This window comes from Micromonospora sp. M61, assembly GCF_018070245.1.
GTDB lineage: Bacteria > Actinomycetota > Actinomycetes > Mycobacteriales > Micromonosporaceae > Micromonospora > Micromonospora zamorensis.
The window spans coordinates 44,657-63,309 of the sequence record NZ_JAGPYA010000042.1; the positions used below are offsets into that span (position 1 = coordinate 44,657).

Below are 18,653 nucleotides of genomic sequence, written 5' to 3' on the forward strand. Positions count from 1 at the left end.
GAGGCGCACTGCCCGTACGCTTGACCTGTGTCCGTCGTGGATCTCGTCCTCCTGCTGCTCATGCTCGTGTTCGCGATCAGCGGATACCGCCAGGGTTTCGTCATCGGCATCACGTCGCTGTCCGGCTTCTTCCTGGGTCTGCTGCTGGGCCTCCAGCTCGGGCCGCTGTTCGCCAGACAGTTCGTGGATGCCGGCACCCGCGTGCTGATCTCGCTCGTGGCGATCTTCGGGTTGGCCGTGGTCGGGCAGGCGCTGGCCGGTTGGCTCGGGTCGCACCTGCGTAAGACCATCACCAGCGACGTGGGCAAACGGGTCGACGACGTGGGTGGGGCGTTCGTCTCACTGCTCGCGGTGCTGCTGCTCGCCTGGCTGGTCGCGGTGCCGCTCGGCTCGTCGTCGGTGCCCTGGCTCGCCGCCGCGGTGCGCAACAGCGCGCTGATCTCGGTGGTCAACCGGGTCGTGCCGGAGCAGGCCCACCAGTTGTCGACCGCGCTGGAGGACACCGTCGACACCGACGGGTTCCCGGACGTCTTCGGTGACCTCACGCCCACCCGGGCCCGGCAGGTCGACCCACCGGACCCGGCCCTGGCCGGCTCGCAGGTCGTCGTCAACGGTCAGCGGTCGGTCGTCAAGGTCCTCGGCTCGGCGCCCAGTTGCTCGCGCCGCATCGAGGGCTCCGGTTTCGTGTACGCCGACGACCGGGTGATGACCAACGCGCACGTCGTCGCCGGCACCCGCTCGGTCGCTGTGGAGCTGGGCGGCGAGCGGTACGACGGCAAGGTGGTGGTCTACGACCCGGACCGGGACCTGGCCGTGCTGCTCGTGCCCGGGCTGCCCGGCCCGTCCCTGCGGTTCGCCGCCGGCAACGCGGGCAGCGGCTCCGACGCCATCGTGCTGGGCTTCCCGCTCGACGGCCCCTACAACGCGCAGTCGGCGCGGGTCCGCGACGTCGACCGGATCAAAGGCCCGGACATCTACTCGTCCGGCGACGTGACCCGGGAGATCTACACCATCCGAGCGCTGGTCCGCAGCGGCAACTCCGGCGGCCCGCTGCTCTCCGCCAACGGCCTGGTGCTCGGCGTGATCTTCGCGGCGGCGGCCGACGACCCGAACACCGGCTTCGCGGTGACCGCCGCGGAGGCCCGCCCGGTGGCGTTGGCCGGCGCCGAACGCAACCGGCAGGTCGCCACCGGCGAGTGCACCTGAGAGCCGCGCGGAGTCAGCTCCGGGTCGACAGCGCCGGCCGCCCCACGGTCGGCAGCTTCGCCCGCCCCCACCGCAGCCCCCGGTCGAGGACGGCCCGAGCCATGATCACGACGCAGGTGCCGCCGTTGAGGAAGGACGCCACCACGTCGCTCGGGTGGTGCATCCCCCGGTACATCCGGGTCAGCGCCACCCCCAGCGGCACCGTCAGAAGCAGGCTCCACCAGGCGACCTTCGCCCCGGTGCTGCGCGCCCGCAACGCCATCAGCACGGCAATGCCGACGTAGAGCGCCACCGCCGCGGAGGTGTGCCCGGACGGGAAGCTCGACGTGGGCGGCGAGACATCCATGTGCTCCACCGCCGGCCGCTGCCGGTCGATCGCCAGCGTGGTCAGCAGGAACACCAGCGCCTGGGCGATCACCGCCGCGCACAGGAACAGCGGCTCCCGCCAGCGCTTCAACCAGAGCCGCAGCGCCAGCGCCACCAACACCGTGACCACGACGATCATCTGGGTGCTGGCCAGCGTGCTGAACACCAGAGAGACGTCGTTCCATCCGCCGGTGCGGTCGGCGGCCAACTCCCGGTTCACCGCGTCTTCCACTGTGAACGGCCAGGTTCGGGCGAACACGCGGGTGACCAGCACCCCGAGCAGGACCATGACGCCGAGCAGGAGGGACACCGGCAGCAGCACCCGGCGGACGATCTGGAGCGCGGTCTCGGACATGTGCCGCCCATTACCCTGCCGACCTCGTCGGCACGCCTCAGGCCGATCCCGGGTGCCGCTCCACCTCGGGAGCGACGCCGTCACGGGTCGGTCGGACCGGCCGGAGGCCGGTGTGCGCCCGCCAACTGGTGAACGCGGCGGTGGTCGCCGCCAGCACCGCCACAGCGAGCAGCCAACCGCCCAGCACGTCGCTGGCGAAGTGCACGCCGAGCGCCACCCTGCTCAGCCCGGTCAGCACGGTGATCAGCAGCGCGGCGGCCCAGAGCGCGACCCGCGCCGCCCCCCGCCCGGCGAACGGCAGGAACACCAGCAGAAGCACCCCGGCGGCCAGGGTGGCGTTCGACGCGTGCCCGGAGGGGAACGAGTAACCGGCGGCCCGTGCCACCGGGTCCAGCAGTTCCGGCCGGTCCCGGCCGACGAGCAGTTTGAGGAGCGGACCGATCAGCCCACCGACCACCATGGTGGTGGTCGCCCAGAGGGCCAGCCGACGGGCGCCCCGGCGCAGCAGCCAGATCACCAGGACCAGTGCGACAGCACGTAGCGGCATCGGGGCGAACACCTCGGTCCAGATCCGCATCAGCGTGACCCAGGCCGGGTGGTCGAGCGCGTAACCGTGCAACGCGTGGGTGACCGCCGTGTCCAGCCGGTGCAGCGGCGCCCAGGCGCCGAGCACCAGCAGTGTGAGCAGCGCGAAGGGCACCAACACCAGAAACGCCGCCGTCGCGGCCAGCGTCAGCCGCAGACCCAGCGAATGGTCCGGATCAAGTCGGCGCCGCCGCCAGGACGGCTGGCCGGCGGGGGCGAGGGTGGGCGGCCGATGCGTACTCATGCGTCGGTTCTACCCGACCTGGCGGTCGGTCAGGCCTGACGGTGGGCAGCGATCAGCGGGCCCGTTGCCGGAGCCGGCGCACCACCAGGGCGGCGCCCCCGACCAGGGCGACGATCAGCACGACTCCGGTCCACAGCTGTTCCGGTGCCGAGGTGTCCTGGCCGCCCGCCGCCCGGGCCGTCCACCTGGTCTGCTGGCGGGGTGCGGCGAGACCGAGCGGGTCGCTGCCGGCGCCGGCCACCGGCTCGTCGTCGGCCGAGCCGGGGGCGGGGCCGAAACCCGTCACGCCCGGCGACGTCTGGTCGTCCAGTGGGTTGGCGGTCACCGGCGGCACCTGGGCGGTCAGCGCGGCCACCGGGTCGACCACCCCGTACCCGAAGCGGTCGTCCCGCCCGGTCGGGCCGAGGTCCCGGGCGGTGGCCAGCAACCGGTTGACGACCTCGCCGGCGGGCATCTGCGGGTAGCGGGACCGGACCAGCGCGGCGGTGGCCGTCACCAGTGGCGCCGCGAAGCTGGTGCCCTGCACCCGCCAGTACCCGTCGGGAGACTTGGCGCCGACGAGCCCGCTGGCGGGAGCGGTGAGCACCGTCGCCTGGCCGGTGATCGACCCGGACCACAGGTTGTCGCTGCTGCGTTCGAGGCCGGCGACCGCGATCACGCCCGGCTCGCGGGCCGGGTACCAGACCTTGGTGCTCGTGGAGGTCGCCAGGTTGCCGGTGCAGGCGATCACGACCACGTCCCGCACGAACGCGTAGTCCAGGGCCGCGGCCAGGGCCGGGCTGTCGCCGCTGCCGCCCAGGGACAGGTTGATCACGCGGGCGCCGTTGTCGACGGCCCAGCGGACCCCCTGGGCGACGATCAAGGCGTCGTCGTAGCGGTTCTGCTCGTCGAGCACCCGGACCGGCAGGATCCGGGCGTCCGGTGCCAGGCCCACCACGCCTCGTTTGTCGTCGCTGCGCCCGGCGATCAGGCCGGCGACCGTCGTGCCGTGCCCCACCGGATCCGGACCAGCCCCACCCTCGGGGCCGACCAGATCCTTACCGGGCAGCACCTGGCCGACCAGGTCGGGATGATTGCCGTCCACTCCGGAGTCGACCACCGCGACGATCACGCCCCGGCCGGTCGAGCTGCGCCAGGCCGTGTCGGCCCGCAACTCGTCGAGCTGCCACTGCTCGTCGCGGACCTGGTCGGTGCGGGTGACGGTGTCACCGGGGGCGAACGCCATCGGCGCGCCGGCGAGCTGTCCGCCGTTGGTGGGCGCGGCGACGGGGGCGGCCGCCGCGGTCGGGGCCACGACAGCGAGCGCCGCGGCCACACCGAGCAGCGCCCGGCCTGCCGTCCGGCGGGCCACTGACGGACCGCTGTGCCGAACCCCAGTCACATCCTCAGCCATTCATCCCGACGGAACCATGACGATCGGAGATTACCGGTTTCCCCACCTGTCACGGGAAGAACCGGCGAGTCAGGTCACGGTGGCGGAAGTTGCGCGAGCTGAACGAGGCGTACGCCCTCTCGCCGGGTGACCAGTCGGCCACGGCCCGGCGGCAGCGGGCCGGGTCGCACCGATCCGACGAGTGCGCCCTCCTCGGGGCTGCCCGCCATCACCAGACCAGCGGTGGACAGCTCCCGCAGTCGCTGCACGATCGGCTCGTACTGGGCACGGCCCGCGCCACCGGAGCGACGGGCCAGCACCAGGTGCAGCCCGACGTCACGGGCGTGCGGCAGGTGCTCCTCCAGCGCCTGCAGCGGGTTCGCAGGACCGGACGACACCAGGTCGTAGTCGTCCACCAGCACGAACAGCTCGGGGCCAGACCACCAGGAGCGGTCCCGCAGTTGTTGCGGGGTGACCTCCGGCCCGGGGGCCCGCCGTTCCAGATAGCCGGCGGCCGACTCGACCAGCTCGGCGGTGTGCGCCGCAGCGGTGCCGTACCCGATCAGGTGTGGCGTCTCGATGGCGCCCAGCAGGCTGCGCCGGTAGTCGACCAGGATCACCCGGGCCTGCTCGGGAGTGAACCGGGTGGTGATCGACGTGGCCAGCGCGCGGAGGAACGAGGACTTGCCGCACTCCGAGTCCCCGAAGATCACGAAATGTGGCTCGGTGGCGAAGTCGAGCAGCACCGGGCGCAGGTCCGCCTCCGCGATCCCGATCGGCAAGCGCAGCCCGGTCGTCGCGGCGAGGTCCAGATCGGCGTACGGCAGCACGGGCGGGAGCAGCCGGACCCGGGGCGCCGGAGGACCCGCCCACCCGTCGGCAGCCCGTTTGACCAGGTCGGCGGTGTCCCCGTTGGTGGCGGCGAGCTGAGGTAGCGCGGTGAGGAAGTGCAGCCCCTCCGCGGTCACCCCTCGACCCGGACGCTCCGGCACGTTCGCCGCCGCACGCCTGGCCACGAGCGAGTCGGACGGGTCGCCGAGGCGCAACTCCAGGCGGGAGCCGAACAGGTCCCGGATCGCCGGGCGGAAGTCCAGCCAGCGCAGAGCGGTGGCGACCACGTGCAGCCCGTACGACAGGCCCCGGGTGGCCAGGTCGGTGACCAGGGGTTCCAGGTCGTCGTACTCGCCTCGGACGGTGCTCCAACCGTCGATCACCAGGAACACGTCACCGAACGGGTCGACGCCCGGCTGGTTGGTCGTTCCCGCCGCGGCGCGGCGCTGCCGGTACGTGGCCATCGACTCCACGCCCAGCTCCGCGAAGCGGCGCTCCCGATCGGCCAGCAGGGTGGTCATCTCGCCGACGGTGCGCCGGACGGCGGTCGGGTCGGCCCGGCCGGTGACCCCGCCCACGTGCGGAAGGTGGCGCAGCGCGGCCAACCCGCCACCACCGAAGTCCAGGCAGTAGACCTGCACCTCGCCCGGTGTGTGGGTGAGCGCCAGCGCGCAGATCAGCGTGCGCAGCGCGGTGGACTTGCCGCTCTGCGGCGCGCCGACCAGCGCGACGTGCCCGGCGGCGCCGTCCAGGGCCAGCCAGAGCAGGTCCCGGCGTTGCTCCAACGGCTTGTCCACGACGGCCAGCGGCACGCCGAGTGCGCCGTGCAGCTCCGGGTTGCCCACTGTCAGGCCGCGTTGCGGGTCCACCTCGACCGGGCCGAGCAGCTCGTCCAGGGTCGGCGGCTGACCGAGCGGCGGGAGCCAGACCTGGTGCGCCGGTGGGCCCTGCCCGACGAGCCGGTCCACCAGCAGGTCGAGCAGTGTGCCCCTGCCCTCCTCCTCGGCGACGACGGGCACGACCGGGGCGGTCGGCTCGGGCACCGGCACGACGTGGGTGGTGAAGGTGAGCAGCCGCGCGCCGCCCTCGACGGCGACGCCGGCCGTCGCGCTCCGACGGCGGACGGCACCGGAGACATACGCGGCCTTGAACCGGGCCAGCGGGTCGGTGCCGGCGCGCAGGTAGCCGTGGCCGGGCGAGCGGGGCAGCTCGTGCGCGTCCGGCACCCCGAGCACCGTGCGGGACTCCAGTGCGGAGAAGGTACGCAGTCCGATCCGGTACGACAGATGGGTGTCCAGCCCGCGAAGCCGTCCCTCCTCCAGTCGCTGACTGGCGAGCAGCAGGTGCACACCGAGGGACCGGCCCAGCCGGCCGATCTGCACGAACAGGTCGATGAAGTCGGGCTTGGCGGAGAGCAGCTCGGAGAACTCGTCGCAGATCAGCAGCAGCGACGGCAGCGGGGCCAGTGGGCTGCCGGCCGCCCGGGCCCGCTCGTAGTCGCGCACGCTGGCGAAGTTGCCGGCGCGCCGCAGCAGCTCCTGACGGCGGACCAGCTCCCCGTTGATGGCGTCGACCATCCGGTCGACCAGGGGCAACGCGTCGGCCAGGTTGGTGATCACGGCCGCGGTGTGCGGCAGCCGGTCGAACGAGGCGAAGGTGGCACCACCCTTGAAGTCGACCAGCACGAAGTTGAGCTGCTCGGAGCTGTGCGTGGCCGCCAATCCCAGCACCAGCGTGCGGAGCAGCTCGGACTTGCCGGAACCGGTCGCCCCGATGAGCAGGCCGTGCGGGCCCATCCCGTCCTGGGCGGACTCCTTGAGGTCCAGCTCGATGGCACCGCCGTCGGTGCCCACCCCGATCGGCACCCGCAGCCGCTCCCGCGCCGAGCGTGGCAGCCAGCCCTGCTCGGCCGTGAAGCTCTCCGGATCGCCGAGACCGAGCAGCTCGGGAAGGCCCAGGTCGGCCTGGAGCGGGGCGTCCGGCCCGCGTGCCGTACCGGCGAGCCGGAGCGGCGCCAACCGTCGGGCGACCGCCTCGGCGTCGGCGAGGTCGAGCTGGTCGGCGATGCCCACCTCGGCATGCCCGTCGGACGACCGCGAATGCAGTCGCCGGCCGTGTAGCTCCAGCAGCAGCGCGTACCGGTCGAGCAGCCGGGGCGGCGGAGTGTCCAGGTCCAGCACGGTGACCGCGTCGATGCCGCCGTCACCGGTCAGGTCACTGGCCCCGGTCAGTTCGCCGCCGTCGAGGACCACCACCACGTGCGGGCCGTCGGTGGCTGGGCCGGCCGGGCTGAACCGGGAGCGGCTGGCCAGCACGTCGGCCAGCAGCGCTTCCAGCTCGGCGGCGGAGCTGGTCACCAGTCGTACCGGGCCGAGCGCGTCGGTGCGGCTGGGGTGGTGGGCGTGCGGGAGCCATTTCACCCACTCCCAGCAGGCGCGGCGTTCCGGTCCCGCGCACACCGCGACGAGCAGCTCGTCGGGGGCGTGGAAGACAGCCAGCTGGGTCAGCACGGCCCGGACCAGCGCCTGCGCCCCCGGGTCACCGGTGGGCGGCCCGCTGGTGGCCGGCCCGCCACCCCCGGTGCGGCCGGCGGGCCGGACGTGCACCCGGGCGAAGCTGCGCAGCGACAGCGCCACCGGCAGGTCCGGCACCACGGAGTACGCGTCCAGGAAGCGACGCAGCGCGCCGGCGGTCATCGGCTCCAGCTCCTCCAGTGGCCGGGTGACCGGTGGGACGAGCGGGGTGGCCAGTGTCTGTGGCCCGACGGCGACCCGCACCACCGCGAAGTCCGGGTCGGCGGGGCGCCGCTCCCAGACCCGGTGGCTGTCCACCGTCGACCAGAGCCCGCCCGGGTCCGGGTGCCGGTAGAAGAGCCCGGCCCGCTGCTGCCCGGCGGTCCGCCGCACCCGCCGGCGCAGCGTGGCCAGGTGCCGCAGGTACTCCCTGCGGGCGGCCATCATCTCGGACTTCTTCGGGGTGCCGGAGGCGCTGCCCCAGGACGTCACCAACATCGCCAGCGAGGAGAGCCCGAACATCCCACCCACCACGTACGAGTAGGCGCCACCGCCCCGGCCGAACATCATGGCCATCGCCACCGTGCCGCCGAGCATGGGCAGCAGCATGAGCATCTGCTGCCACCGCCCGCCGGCCACCACGGGAATCTCCGGTGGGGCCTCGACCGGCAGCTCGCCGCCGGGGATCTCCGGCGCTGGTCGACGTGGCGGACGCTTGATGACGACGGTGGACACTCGGCCTCCTGACAGCGCTGGGTAACCCGAGCCGGACTCATGGTAGGTAAAGTCCTGTCGTCCGCGCAGCCTCCGATCCCCCTCGATATGGAGACCAGTCGATGACTACCGGGCTGGCACGCGTCACCATCAGCGCGCCGCAACGACGGGTGGACGTCGCCCTGCCGGAGCAGGTGCCCCTGGCCGAGCTGCTGCCCGACGTGCTCCGGCACGCCGGTGTCGGGCTGGCCGACGACGGCGAACAGCACGGTGGCTGGGTCCTGCGCCGCACCGACGGCGCGTTGCTCGCGACCGCCCAGGCGCTGCTTCCCCAGGGCGTCCGCGACGGCGAGGTGCTGCACCTGGTGCCGGCCCGCGCGCACTGGCCCGAGCTGGAGTACGACGACGTGGTCGAGGCGATCGCCGACGGTGCCCGTCGCCGGGGCGGCGCATGGTCGCCCACCGCCACCCGGGCCGCCGGTCTGGCCGGTGCCGGCGTGCCGCTCGCCGTCGGGCTGCTCGCCCTGCTCGCCGGTGGGCCGACGTACCGGCCTGGCTGGCTGGCTGCCGCCGCCGTGGCGCTGCTGCTCACCGTGGCCGGCGCGGTGGCCTCCCGCGCCAACGGCGACGGCACCGCCGGGGCGACGCTCGGCGGCTACGCGCTGCCGTACGCGTTCACGGCCGGCGCCCTCGCGGTCGGCTCCGGCGACCCGGTCGTGCCGTTCGGGCCGGCCCGCTGGGTGGGCGCTCCCGAGCTGCTGGCCGGCTCGGTGGCGCTGCTGCTGGTGGCGTTGATCGGCCTGCTCGGAGTGGCCAGCCGGCTGCGGGTCTTCGTGGCCGGTGTCACGGTCGGACTGACCGGCGCCTGCGCAGCGCTCGGCGGACTGCTGCTGACCCCGGCCGGCACGGCGGCGGTGCTGCTCAGCGCACTGGTCTTCGCCGTCGGCGTGATCCCGCTGCTGGCCATCCGGCTGGGCAAGTTGCCCCTGCCGCCCATCACCCTGCCGACCTCGGCCCCCGCCGAAGAGCCGGAGCGGGCCCGGGACCTGCCGGACCGGAGTCGGGTACACGCCGCGGTGACCCGCACCGAGGAGATGCTCACCGGGATGTTGATCGGGCACGCTCTGCTGGCGGTGGCCGCGGCGGTCGTCCTCGGGGCGGTCGGCGGAACGGCCGGCCGGGTGCTCGTGGCGGTCACCTCGGCCGTGCTGCTGCTGCGGTCGCGGCTGTTCGTGGCACTGCGACACCGGGTCCCGACGGTGCTCGCCGGGCTGGCCGGCTACGCGGTGCTGGGCGCGGCACTTGTCGGCCGAGCCGACGACACAGGGCGGCTGGCGCTGGTCCTGGGCGGTGCGGCGCTGGCCCTGGTGGCCGCCGCGGCCGGCACCTCGTACGCCCGTCGGCCGGTCTCGCCGTACGTCGGAAGGGTCGCGGACCTCACCGACACGGCCCTGGTGGTCGCCGTGGTGCCGATCGCCTGCGCGGTGCTCGACCTGTACGACCGGGCCCGAGGGCTGCTCGGTTGAGCGGCCCCCGGGCCCGGTGCGTCAGCGGTCGGTCAGTGCATGGATTCGCCGCGCGCCTCAGCGTCCCTGGCCCGCTTGTAGGAGGCGTGGACCTCGGCCTCGGCCTCGGTGCGGCCGACCCAGGTCGCGCCCTCCACCGACTTGCCGGGCTCCAGGTCCTTGTACACCTCGAAGAAGTGCTGGATCTCCAGCCGGTCGAACTCGCCGAGGTGGTGGATGTCGCGCAGGTGCTCCTGGCGAGGATCCTCGTAGGGCACGCAGAGGACCTTGTCGTCCCCGCCCTTCTCGTCGGTCATCCGGAACATGCCGATGGTGCGGCAGCGGATCAGGCAGCCCGGGAAGGTCGGCTCGGGGACGAGCACCAGCGCGTCCAGCGGGTCGCCGTCCTCGCCCAGAGTGCCCTCGATGAACCCGTAGTCGGCCGGGTACTGAGTCGAGGTGAAGAGGGTGCGATCCAGCCGAATTCGGCCGGTCTTGTGGTCCACCTCGTACTTGTTCCGGTGACCTTTGGGGATCTCAACCGTCACGTCGAAATCCATCTGCACGCTCCCTCGTCTGCCCACGCTGGCTAACGGAACCACTGGCGCCCCTCCGGACAGGTGAATGCCCACCCGCCGACTCCGGCCGCCGCATAGTCTTCGGACCGAAGTAGTGTCACCCAAGCCGATTTTCGCTGGGGGAGGAGGGGGTCGTGGGGAGGGAAGATTCACACTACCGCCCGGACGGGGGCTCCGCGCACGGTACCGGACGATCCGGATCCGGCGGTGCGACGGGGCGGGTCCCGGTGCCCGACGCCCACCTCCCACGGGCCCCGGAGCCAGCGAACCCGGGCTCGGAGCGGATGCCCGAGCGGCCCGCGCCGCTGCCCTGGCGTTCGCCGACCGGGTCGCCCCCGCCCAGCCCGAACCCGGGTCGCTTTCCGGTGGTCGGTGGCGACCGGCCGGTGAGCGGTCCGTCGCGCGGCAGCGCCTCGGTTCCGGTCAGCCCCGCCTCGGGCGGCCCGTCGCGTGGGAGCGCTTCGGTCCCGGTCAGCCCCGCCTCGGGCGGCCCGCCGCGCGGCAGCGCTGCGGTTCCGGTCAGTCCGGCACCGACCGGCCCGCAGGGCCCCGGTCCGAGTGACCCCGGTCGGGTTCCACCGCTGGGTCCGCCGATCTCCGCACTGCCCGCGCCCGGTGACGCCGGGCCGGCGCCCGCGCCCGTCGCGTCGGGCCGCCGGCGGCTACCTGTGGTGTTGGCGGTCGTGCTGCTGCTGGTGCTCGCCGGCGTCGGAGTCGTCGTCGCCCGGCCCGGCCCGGTCGCCGGGTGGCTGGGCGACGAGCCCGAGTCTGCGTCGAACGCCGCCGGGGCGACCCCGGAGCCCAACCCGTCGGACGTGCTGGCCGGCCCGGACCCGAACGCCCCGGTGCCCACCCCCGACGGGGTACGTGCCGCGCTCGACCCGCTGGTCGGTGCCGCCGTCCTGGGCAGCCGGGTGAACGTCTCGGTGGCCGACGTGATCTCCGGCCAGACGCTGTTCGCCAAGGGGGCGGACGACGGCACCGTGCCCGCCTCGGTGACCAAGCTGGCGACCGCGGTGACCGTCCTGGCAGCCCGAGAACCCGGTTACCGGATACCCACTCGTGCGGTGGCCGGCGCGAAGGCCGGCGAAGTGGTGATCATCGGAGGCGGCGACCCGACCCTGGCGATCGACAAGAAGGGCTACTACCCGGGAGCTGCGCGCCTCGACGACCTGGCCGCCCAGGTGCGCACCGCGCTCGGCGGCACCACCCCGACCAGCGTGACAGTGGACGGCTCGGTCTATTCCGGCCCGGTCTACGGCCCAGGCTGGGACGCCGACATCCCCACCGGCGGGTCCGGGGGCGCGGTGACCGCGTTGATGACCGACGGCGGGCGCAGGGACCCGGGCGCCGAACACGGGGCCGCCGAGCGGTTCGCCGAGCCGGACCTGGCCGCCGGCAAGTCGTTCGCCCGACTGCTCGGCGTGCCCACCGACGCCGTGAAGCGTGGCGCGGCCCCGGCCCAGGCCGCCGCCGGTGGCACCCCGGCACCGGGCACCGAGCTGGGCGTGGTGCAGTCCCCACCGCTGATCCGGATGGTCGACATCATGATCAGTGAGAGCGACAACCTGGTGGCCGAGGCGCTGGCCCGTCAGGTCGCTCTGGCCCGCAACCAGCCGGCCTCGTTCGACGGGGGCGCCGCCGCGATGGACGCGGAGGTGGCCGAGCTGGGCCTGCCGGCGGACGAGATCACCCTCTCCGACGGCAGCGGGCTGTCCCGACGCAACCGGATCAGCCCGTCGCTGCTGACCGACCTGGTCCGGCTGGCGGCCAGCCCGGACCATCCGGAGTTGGCCGGCGTGTTCGGTGGTCTGCCGGTTGGCGGCTGGTCCGGGACCTTGGACGAGCGCTACCGCACCGCACCCGGCACCGCTCCCGGTGCGGGCAGCGTCCGGGCCAAGACCGGCACGCTGACCGCCGTGCACTCCATCGCGGGCCTGGTCACCACCGCAGACGGTCGGCTGCTCACCTTCGCGGTGCTCACCGACCAGGTGCCGGGCGGCAAGGAGACCGCCCAACCGGCGCTGGACCGGATCGCCGCCGCCCTGGCCGGCTGCGGCTGCCGCTGACCGTCGCCTGTCGCGGGTCTCCGCGCCTGCCGGCGACCGCCATCGGTGTCGAGCGGCGACGCGAGGCCGGGCCGGGGTGTCGCGGCGCGGGTACGGTGGGTCCATGGCGCAGTTCGTGGACTGGGATCTGGCCGCCGCCACCGCGGGGGCGCTGAGCAAGTCGGGCCCCCGGGTGTCGTACACCGAGGCCACCGACGTGGTCGGCGACCTGCGTCGGCTGACCGACGAGGCGGCCGGGCACGTGGCCGACTACACGGGGCTGAAGGCGCAGGTGGCGCACCCGCCGGTGCGGGTGGTCGACCGGCGTGACTGGGCCGCGACCAACATCGCCGGTCTCCGCGAGGTGATCACTCCGCTGGTGAGCCGGCTCTCCGGTGACAAGCAGCCGGGCGCGTTGACCGAGGCGATCGGGTCCCGGTTGACCGGCGTCCAGGCCGGCACCGTGCTGGCGTACCTCTCCGGCCGGGTGCTCGGCCAGTACGAGGTCTTCTCGGCCGACCCGGGCCAACTGCTGCTGGTCGCACCGAACATCGTCGAGGTGGAGCGCAAGCTGGGCGCCGACCCCCGGGACTTCCGGCTCTGGGTCTGCCTGCACGAGGTGACCCACCGCACCCAGTTCACGGCGGTCCCGTGGATGCGCGCGTACTTCCTGAGCGAGGTGCAGGCCTTCGTGGACGCCTCGTCCAGCGGCGGCGAGCACATGGTCGAGCGTCTGCGGCGGGGCGTTTCCACGCTGTCCGACGTGGTCCGCGACCCGGACAGCCGCACGAGCGTGCTGGACATCGTGCAGACCCCCGCGCAGCGGGCCGTACTGGACCGTCTCACCGCGCTGATGACCCTGCTGGAGGGGCACGCCGAGTTCGTCATGGACGGCGTCGGCCCCCAGGTGATCCCCAGCGTGGAGCGGATCCGGGCGTCGTTCAACCGACGCCGGGAGGCGGGCAACCCGGTGGAGAAGGCGATCCGCCGGCTGCTCGGGGTGGACGTCAAGATGCGCCAGTACGCCGAGGGACGCAAGTTCGTCCACGGTGTGGTGGAACGGGTCGGCATGGAGGGGTTCAACTCGATCTTCAACTCGCCGCTCACCCTGCCCCGGCTGTCGGAGTTGGGTGACCCGGACGCCTGGGTCGCCCGGGTGCACGGCCCGGCCGGCACCATCCCGGCCGCTGGCTGATCACCCGCCGGTGGCCGCGCTCGCCCCGCCGGTGGCCGCGATCCGGGTGGCGGTTCGCCGCGCTCTGACCGGTCTGTCGTCCGACGGGCCGGTGCTGGTCGCCTGCTCCGGCGGCGCCGACTCGCTCGCCCTCGCGGCAGCCACCGTGTTCGTGGCGCCTCGGATGGGCCGCAGCGCGGTGCTCGTCACCGTCGACCACGGCTTGCAGGACGGCTCCACCGAGCGCGCCGAGGCGGTGGCCGCCTGGGGCCGCGAGGTCGGGTTCTCGTCGACGACAGTGGTGCCGGTGGAGGTGGCCGGGCGCCCAGGTGGGCCGGAGGCGGCCGCCCGGGAGGCCCGCTACGAGGCATTGGCCGAGGCGGCCCAACAGCAGAACGCGGTAGCGGTGCTGACCGGGCACACCCGCGACGACCAGGCGGAGACGGTGCTGCTCGCCCTTGCCCGGGGCGCCGGCCCCCGCGGGTTGGCCGGGATGCCCGCCCGGCGGGAGTGGGACGGTGTGCCGCTGCTGCGCCCTCTGCTGGAGATCAGCCGGGACCAGACACGGGCCGCGTGCGCCGTGCTGGGGCTGAGCCCATGGCAGGATCCGCACAACGCCGATCCGTCGTACGCCCGGTCCCGGGTGCGGGCCGACCTGCTGCCGGCGCTGGTACGCGCGCTCGGTCCCGGCGTGGTGGACAACCTCGCGCGTACCGCCCGGCTGGTGGCGGCCGACAACGCCGCGCTGGACGAGTTGGCGCAAACGGCACTGGCGGCGGCCCGGCACCCTGCCGGCGGCCTCTCGGTGCCGGAGTTGGTCGGCCTGGTTCCCGCCGTGCGCGGCCGGGTGCTGCACTCTTGGGCTCGTGAGCTGGGCGCCCTGCCGGGGGCGCTGTCACACCGGCACGTCGCCGCGCTGGACGCGCTGGTCACCGACTGGCACGGCCAGGGCCCGACCGATCTGCCGGGCGGTGTCCGGGTGCTCCGCCGCGCCGACCGACTGTCACCCGTCACCCCGGGCTGAGTCCTGGTCAGGCGCTGTGCGCCCGGTCCCGGAAGGTGGTCCGGTAGCTGTGCGGGGTCGCACCGACCCGGCGGCTGAAGTGGTGCCGCAGCGCCGCAGCATCGCCGAAGCCGGCCTGGTCGGCGACCGCCTCCACGCTCAACGGGGTCTCTTCGAGCAGCCGTCGGGCGAGGAGCACCCGCTGGTTGGTGAGCCAGTCGTGCGGGGTGGTGCCGGTCTCGGCGCGGAAACGGCGGGCGAACGTGCGGGGCGCCATCCCGGCGCGGGCGGCCAGCTCCTCCACGGTGATCGCGCGGTCCAGGTGACCCATCAGCCACTCCAGCACCGGCTCCAGGGTGGGCGCCTCGGGTGCCTTCGGGATGGGCGCCTCGACGTACTGGGACTGGCCGCCGTCGCGGTGCGGCGGGACCACCATCCGCCGGGCCAGTCGGGTCGCGGTGGCCGAGCCGTGCTCCTGGCGGATCAGGTGCAGGCAGGCGTCGATGCCGGCCGCGGTGCCTGCGCTGGTGAGCAGGCGACCGTCCTGGACGTAGAGCGAGTTGCAGCGCACCCGGGCGAGCGGGTGGCGGCGTTGCAGCTCGTCCACGTACCGCCAGTGGGTCGTGCACTCCCGGCCGTCGAGCAGGCCGGCCTCGCCGAGCAGGAAGGCGCCCGAGCAGACGCTGAACAGGTGTGCGCCGCGCGCGTCGGCCCGGCGCAGCGCGTCCAGCACCGGGCCGGGAACTGTGGTGCCCTGGCTGTGCGCGGGGATGGCCACCAGGTCGGCCTCGTCGACCGGGCCGAGGTCGGCGTGCGGGGTGAGGTGGAAGCCGGACGACGTTCGCACCGGAGCACCGTCGGGGCTGCACACCTGGAAGCGGTAGCCGGGGAAACCGTCGGCGGTGCGGTCGGTGCCGAACACCTCGGCGAGCACGCCGAGCTCGAAGGGGGCGACCTGGTCGAGAGCGAGAACGGCGATGGACCGCAGCATGTGACGAGGGTAACCCGATGGGTGGCAGTAAATCGATGACCAATGGCATTGCTGCCACTGTCCGGTCGGCGTGAGTGGTCGCAGACTGGTCTCAGTCCGGTGCGCACCGGCGGCGAAACCGACAGCAATCATGCGAAAGCGAGCGCCGCCATGGAGTTCCTGTTCTTCCTCCTGTTCCTCGTCCTGCTCGTCGCCGCCTCGGCCGCCGGCCTCACCGCCGACAGCCACGACTCGGCCGACTGGAAGCCCACTGACGACGGCCGCCGCTGGCGGTCACGCACCAACTGATGTGATTAGCGTAATTTGCCGAGAAAATCCCTGGCGGGACCGCGCCAAAAGGTGCGGCCCCGCCGACGGAGGCCATCCGACGTACGGCAGGCTAGGAGTCATGGCTGACGGCTCCTGGTACGACGCCGACATCGACCACGTGATCATCTCGGAGGCGCAGATCCGCGAGAAGACGGCGGAGCTGGCCAAGCAGGTCTCCGCCGACTACTCCCACGTGACTGACGGCCTGCTGCTGGTGTGCGTACTCAAGGGCGCGGTGATGTTCATGGCGGACTTCGCCCGGGCGTTGGGCCGCAACGGTCCGCCGGCCGAGCTGGACTTCATGGCCATCTCCTCCTACGGCCAGGGCACCACCTCCTCCGGGGTGGTCCGCATCCTCAAGGACCTGGACCGGGACATCGCCGGCCGGCACGTGGTGGTCGTCGAGGACATCGTCGACTCCGGGCTCACCCTCTCCTGGCTGCTGCGCTACCTGGAGTCGCGTTCGGCGGCCAGCGTCGAGGTGGTCGCGCTGTTCCGCAAGCCGGACGCGGTCAAGGTGCCGGTCCCGGTGAAGTACGTCGGCTTCGACATCCCCACCGAGTTCGTGGTCGGGTACGGCCTGGACTTCGGTGAGCGCTACCGGGAGCTGCCGTACGTCGGCGTGCTCAAGCCCGAGGTCTACGCCCGCTCCTGACGCGGGACGCGAGCTGTCGGGGCGACCCGGCGGCGTCGTGAGGCAAACTCGCATCGGCATCCATCAAGCCGACGTTCAGCGCGCTCTCAGCTCTTGCGGTTACCGTGGACCACGGTGGCCCGGAGGTAACTCCGCGCTCGACCCCCTCGACCGCGTGACCGGGCGTTCAGGTGGCCGGGCAGGACTCCCCGCCACGCCGGTTCCTACCCGGACCCGCCGTACGTTCGGTGCCGGGCTGGTGGGCCTGCCCACGGTGCGTGCCGTCGATCCCGAAGGTGCGCCTGGTGCGGAGGCTCGCAAGCTCGCTTCTCGCGTACGCGCGGCTTTTGATGGTGCACGACTGCGGGGCTCGCAAGCTCACTCCTCGCGTACACGGTGTACCGTCGAATGACCGCGGCGCGGCAGTTTCGCGCCTCGGGGTCGAGGCCGGCCCGCACGGCGGCTCCGGCTGCCGTTCACCGCGGCGACACCATCAGACGGTCAGGACGTCGATCAGGAGGATGCGGGCGCCCCGGCGCTCGACAACAGTATGGAACGTACGCGTTTCTTCCGCCGACCGGTGGTCTGGATCATCCTGGTCATCCTCGGCGCCGTTGTGCTCAGTCAGCTGTTCACCGCTGGTCCCAGCTACCACCGCGTGGACACTTCCGTTGCGCTCGATCAGCTGCACACCGCCAAGATCAACAAAGTTGTCTTCCAGGACAAGGAGCAGACGCTCCAGCTCGACCTGGCCCAGAAGACCAAGTTCGGTAAGACCGAGACCAACAAGATCGAGGCTCAGTTCCCGTACCAGGCTGGCGACCAGATCTGGAACGAGGTGCTGGACGCCAAGGCGAACAACCGGGTCACCGGCCCGGCCGACGCCAAGGTCTCGTCGGACAGCATCTGGGTGAGCCTGCTGGTCAACCTGCTGCCGATCGCGCTGCTCGTGCTCCTGCTGCTGTTCTTCATGTCGCAGATGCAGGGCGGCGGCTCCCGGGTGCTCAACTTCGGCAAGTCCAAGGCCAAGATGATCACCAAGGACACTCCGAAGACGACCTTCGCGGACGTCGCGGGTGCCGAGGAGGCCGTCGAAGAGCTGTACGAGATCAAGGACTTCCTGCAGAACCCGGCGAAGTACCAGGCCCTGGGCGCCAAGATCCCGAAGGGCGTGCTGCTGTTCGGCCCGCCCGGCACCGGTAAGACGTTGCTGGCCCGCGCGGTCGCCGGCGAGGCCGGGGTGCCCTTCTACTCCATCTCCGGCTCCGACTTCGTGGAGATGTTCGTCGGCGTCGGCGCCAGCCGGGTCCGTGACCTGTTCGAGCAGGCCAAGACGAACGCCCCGGCGATCGTCTTCGTCGACGAGATCGACGCCGTCGGCCGGCACCGTGGCGCCGGCATGGGCGGCGGCCACGACGAGCGGGAGCAGACGCTCAACCAGCTGCTCGTCGAGATGGACGGCTTCGACACCAAGGGTGGAGTCATCCTGATCGCGGCCACCAACCGGCCGGACATCCTCGACCCGGCGCTGCTGCGCCCGGGCCGGTTCGACCGGCAGATCCCGGTGGACGCCCCCGACATGGAGGGCCGCAAGGCAATCCTGCGGGTGCACGCCAAGGGCAAGCCGTTCACGCCCGACGTCGACCTCGACGCGGTGGCCCGTCGCACGCCGGGCTTCAGCGGCGCCGACCTGGCCAACGTGATCAACGAGTCGGCCCTGCTCACCGCTCGTAAGGAGCAGCGGGCGATCACCAACGACTCGCTGGAAGAGTCGATCGACCGGGTGGTCGCCGGTCCGCAGCGACGGACCCGGGTGATGAGCGACAACGAAAAGAAGATCACCGCGTACCACGAGGGTGGGCACGCGCTGGTCGCCTGGGCGCTGCCGCACGCCGCGCCGGTGCACAAGGTGACGATCCTGTCGCGTGGCCGCTCGCTGGGCCACACCCTGGTGCTCCCGACCGAAGACAAGTACACCCAGACCCGCGCCGAAATGATCGACACCCTGGCGTACGCGCTGGGCGGCCGGGCCGCCGAGGAGCTGGTCTTCCACGAGCCCACCACCGGTGCCGGCAACGACATCGAGAAGGCCACCCAACTGGCCCGCGCGATGATCACCCAGTACGGCATGAGTTCCAAGCTCGGTGCGATCAAGTACGGCACCAGCGGAGACGAGCCGTTCCTCGGTCGCAACATGGGCCACGAGCGGGACTACTCCGACTCGG

The 18,653-nt window shown here is 72.8% G+C and carries 14 protein-coding genes; 8 read left to right on the forward strand and 6 right to left on the reverse strand.

The annotated features are described in order from the left end of the window. Nucleotides 1-27: 27 nt before the first annotated feature. A complete protein-coding gene (locus tag KBX34_RS22715; RefSeq protein WP_210791335.1) occupies nt 28-1,206 on the forward strand; it encodes a MarP family serine protease in 1,179 nt (392 codons plus the stop codon). Nucleotides 1,207-1,219: 13 nt separating this feature from the next. Here the strand turns inward: KBX34_RS22715 and KBX34_RS22720 are convergent, their stop codons facing one another. The 4 genes from KBX34_RS22720 to eccCa all read right to left on the reverse strand — a co-directional run bounded on the left by KBX34_RS22720 (nt 1,220) and on the right by eccCa (nt 8,207). Further along, nucleotides 1,220-1,927: a phosphatase PAP2 family protein gene (locus KBX34_RS22720; protein WP_210791333.1), complete on the reverse strand. Its 708-nt coding sequence runs from the start codon at nt 1,925-1,927 to the stop codon at nt 1,220-1,222. A 37-nt stretch (nt 1,928-1,964) separates the two neighbouring features. Beyond that, complete coding sequence (locus KBX34_RS22725; protein ID WP_210926799.1) at nt 1,965-2,756, reverse strand: phosphatase PAP2 family protein; 792 nt, start codon at nt 2,754-2,756, stop codon at nt 1,965-1,967. Nucleotides 2,757-2,808: 52 nt separating this feature from the next. Beyond that, nucleotides 2,809-4,149: a type VII secretion-associated serine protease mycosin gene (mycP, locus tag KBX34_RS22730; protein ID WP_210926800.1), complete on the reverse strand. Its 1,341-nt coding sequence runs from the start codon at nt 4,147-4,149 to the stop codon at nt 2,809-2,811. Nucleotides 4,150-4,223: 74 nt separating this feature from the next. Next, entirely contained in the window at nt 4,224-8,207 is a 3,984-nt protein-coding gene (eccCa, locus tag KBX34_RS22735; protein ID WP_210926802.1) for a type VII secretion protein EccCa, read from the reverse strand. Nucleotides 8,208-8,308: 101 nt separating this feature from the next. Here eccCa and eccD point away from each other — a divergent pair, with 101 nt between their 5' ends. Continuing rightward, complete coding sequence (gene eccD / locus KBX34_RS22740; RefSeq protein ID WP_210926804.1) at nt 8,309-9,712, forward strand: type VII secretion integral membrane protein EccD; 1,404 nt, start codon at nt 8,309-8,311, stop codon at nt 9,710-9,712. Nucleotides 9,713-9,744: 32 nt separating this feature from the next. Here eccD and KBX34_RS22745 read toward each other — a convergent pair whose 3' ends face one another. Then, nucleotides 9,745-10,251 (reverse strand): inorganic diphosphatase, encoded by a 507-nt coding sequence (locus KBX34_RS22745; RefSeq protein WP_088950549.1) that lies wholly within the window; start codon nt 10,249-10,251, stop codon nt 9,745-9,747. A gap of 302 nt (nt 10,252-10,553) precedes the next feature. On the opposite strand from KBX34_RS22745, the gene dacB reads away from it, so the two are divergent. From dacB to tilS, 3 genes are all read left to right on the forward strand, one after another. Beyond that, nucleotides 10,554-12,338: a D-alanyl-D-alanine carboxypeptidase/D-alanyl-D-alanine-endopeptidase gene (gene dacB / locus KBX34_RS22750; RefSeq protein ID WP_374223716.1), complete on the forward strand. Its 1,785-nt coding sequence runs from the start codon at nt 10,554-10,556 to the stop codon at nt 12,336-12,338. A gap of 103 nt (nt 12,339-12,441) precedes the next feature. Next, nucleotides 12,442-13,512: a zinc-dependent metalloprotease gene (locus KBX34_RS22755; protein ID WP_088950548.1), complete on the forward strand. Its 1,071-nt coding sequence runs from the start codon at nt 12,442-12,444 to the stop codon at nt 13,510-13,512. Nucleotides 13,513-13,522: 10 nt separating this feature from the next. Next, entirely contained in the window at nt 13,523-14,515 is a 993-nt protein-coding gene (tilS, locus tag KBX34_RS22760; protein ID WP_210926805.1) for a tRNA lysidine(34) synthetase TilS, read from the forward strand. A gap of 7 nt (nt 14,516-14,522) precedes the next feature. Here the strand turns inward: tilS and KBX34_RS22765 are convergent, their stop codons facing one another. Next, entirely contained in the window at nt 14,523-15,485 is a 963-nt protein-coding gene (locus KBX34_RS22765) for a GlxA family transcriptional regulator (protein WP_099849138.1), read from the reverse strand. Nucleotides 15,486-15,635: 150 nt separating this feature from the next. Between KBX34_RS22765 and KBX34_RS22770 the strand changes: the two genes are divergently transcribed. From KBX34_RS22770 to ftsH, 3 genes are all read left to right on the forward strand, one after another. Then, nucleotides 15,636-15,773: a hypothetical protein gene (locus tag KBX34_RS22770; RefSeq protein WP_185755438.1), complete on the forward strand. Its 138-nt coding sequence runs from the start codon at nt 15,636-15,638 to the stop codon at nt 15,771-15,773. Nucleotides 15,774-15,873: 100 nt separating this feature from the next. Then, nucleotides 15,874-16,449: a hypoxanthine phosphoribosyltransferase gene (gene hpt / locus KBX34_RS22775; protein ID WP_179781302.1), complete on the forward strand. Its 576-nt coding sequence runs from the start codon at nt 15,874-15,876 to the stop codon at nt 16,447-16,449. A gap of 529 nt (nt 16,450-16,978) precedes the next feature. Beyond that, nucleotides 16,979-18,653 (forward strand): ATP-dependent zinc metalloprotease FtsH (gene ftsH, locus KBX34_RS22780; protein WP_210926807.1); only part of this gene is annotated, 1,675 nt, incomplete at its 3' end.

Excerpts from the sequence above, each read along its gene's own strand:
- KBX34_RS22720 (WP_210791333.1), bottom strand. The coding sequence starts at position 1,927 with ATGTCCGAGACCGCGCTCCAGATCGTCCGCCGGGTGCTGCTGCCGGTG.
- KBX34_RS22725 (WP_210926799.1), bottom strand. The coding sequence starts at position 2,756 with ATGAGTACGCATCGGCCGCCCACCCTCGCCCCCGCCGGCCAGCCGTCC.
- mycP (WP_210926800.1), bottom strand. The coding sequence starts at position 4,149 with ATGGCTGAGGATGTGACTGGGGTTCGGCACAGCGGTCCGTCAGTGGCC.
- KBX34_RS22745 (WP_088950549.1), bottom strand. The coding sequence starts at position 10,251 with ATGGATTTCGACGTGACGGTTGAGATCCCCAAAGGTCACCGGAACAAG.
- dacB (WP_374223716.1), top strand. The coding sequence starts at position 10,554 with ATGCCCGAGCGGCCCGCGCCGCTGCCCTGGCGTTCGCCGACCGGGTCG.
- KBX34_RS22755 (WP_088950548.1), top strand. The coding sequence starts at position 12,442 with ATGGCGCAGTTCGTGGACTGGGATCTGGCCGCCGCCACCGCGGGGGCG.
- KBX34_RS22770 (WP_185755438.1), top strand. The coding sequence starts at position 15,636 with ATGGAGTTCCTGTTCTTCCTCCTGTTCCTCGTCCTGCTCGTCGCCGCC.
- KBX34_RS22765 (WP_099849138.1), bottom strand. The coding sequence starts at position 15,485 with ATGCTGCGGTCCATCGCCGTTCTCGCTCTCGACCAGGTCGCCCCCTTC.
- eccD (WP_210926804.1), top strand. The coding sequence starts at position 8,309 with ATGACTACCGGGCTGGCACGCGTCACCATCAGCGCGCCGCAACGACGG.
- hpt (WP_179781302.1), top strand. The coding sequence starts at position 15,874 with ATGGCTGACGGCTCCTGGTACGACGCCGACATCGACCACGTGATCATC.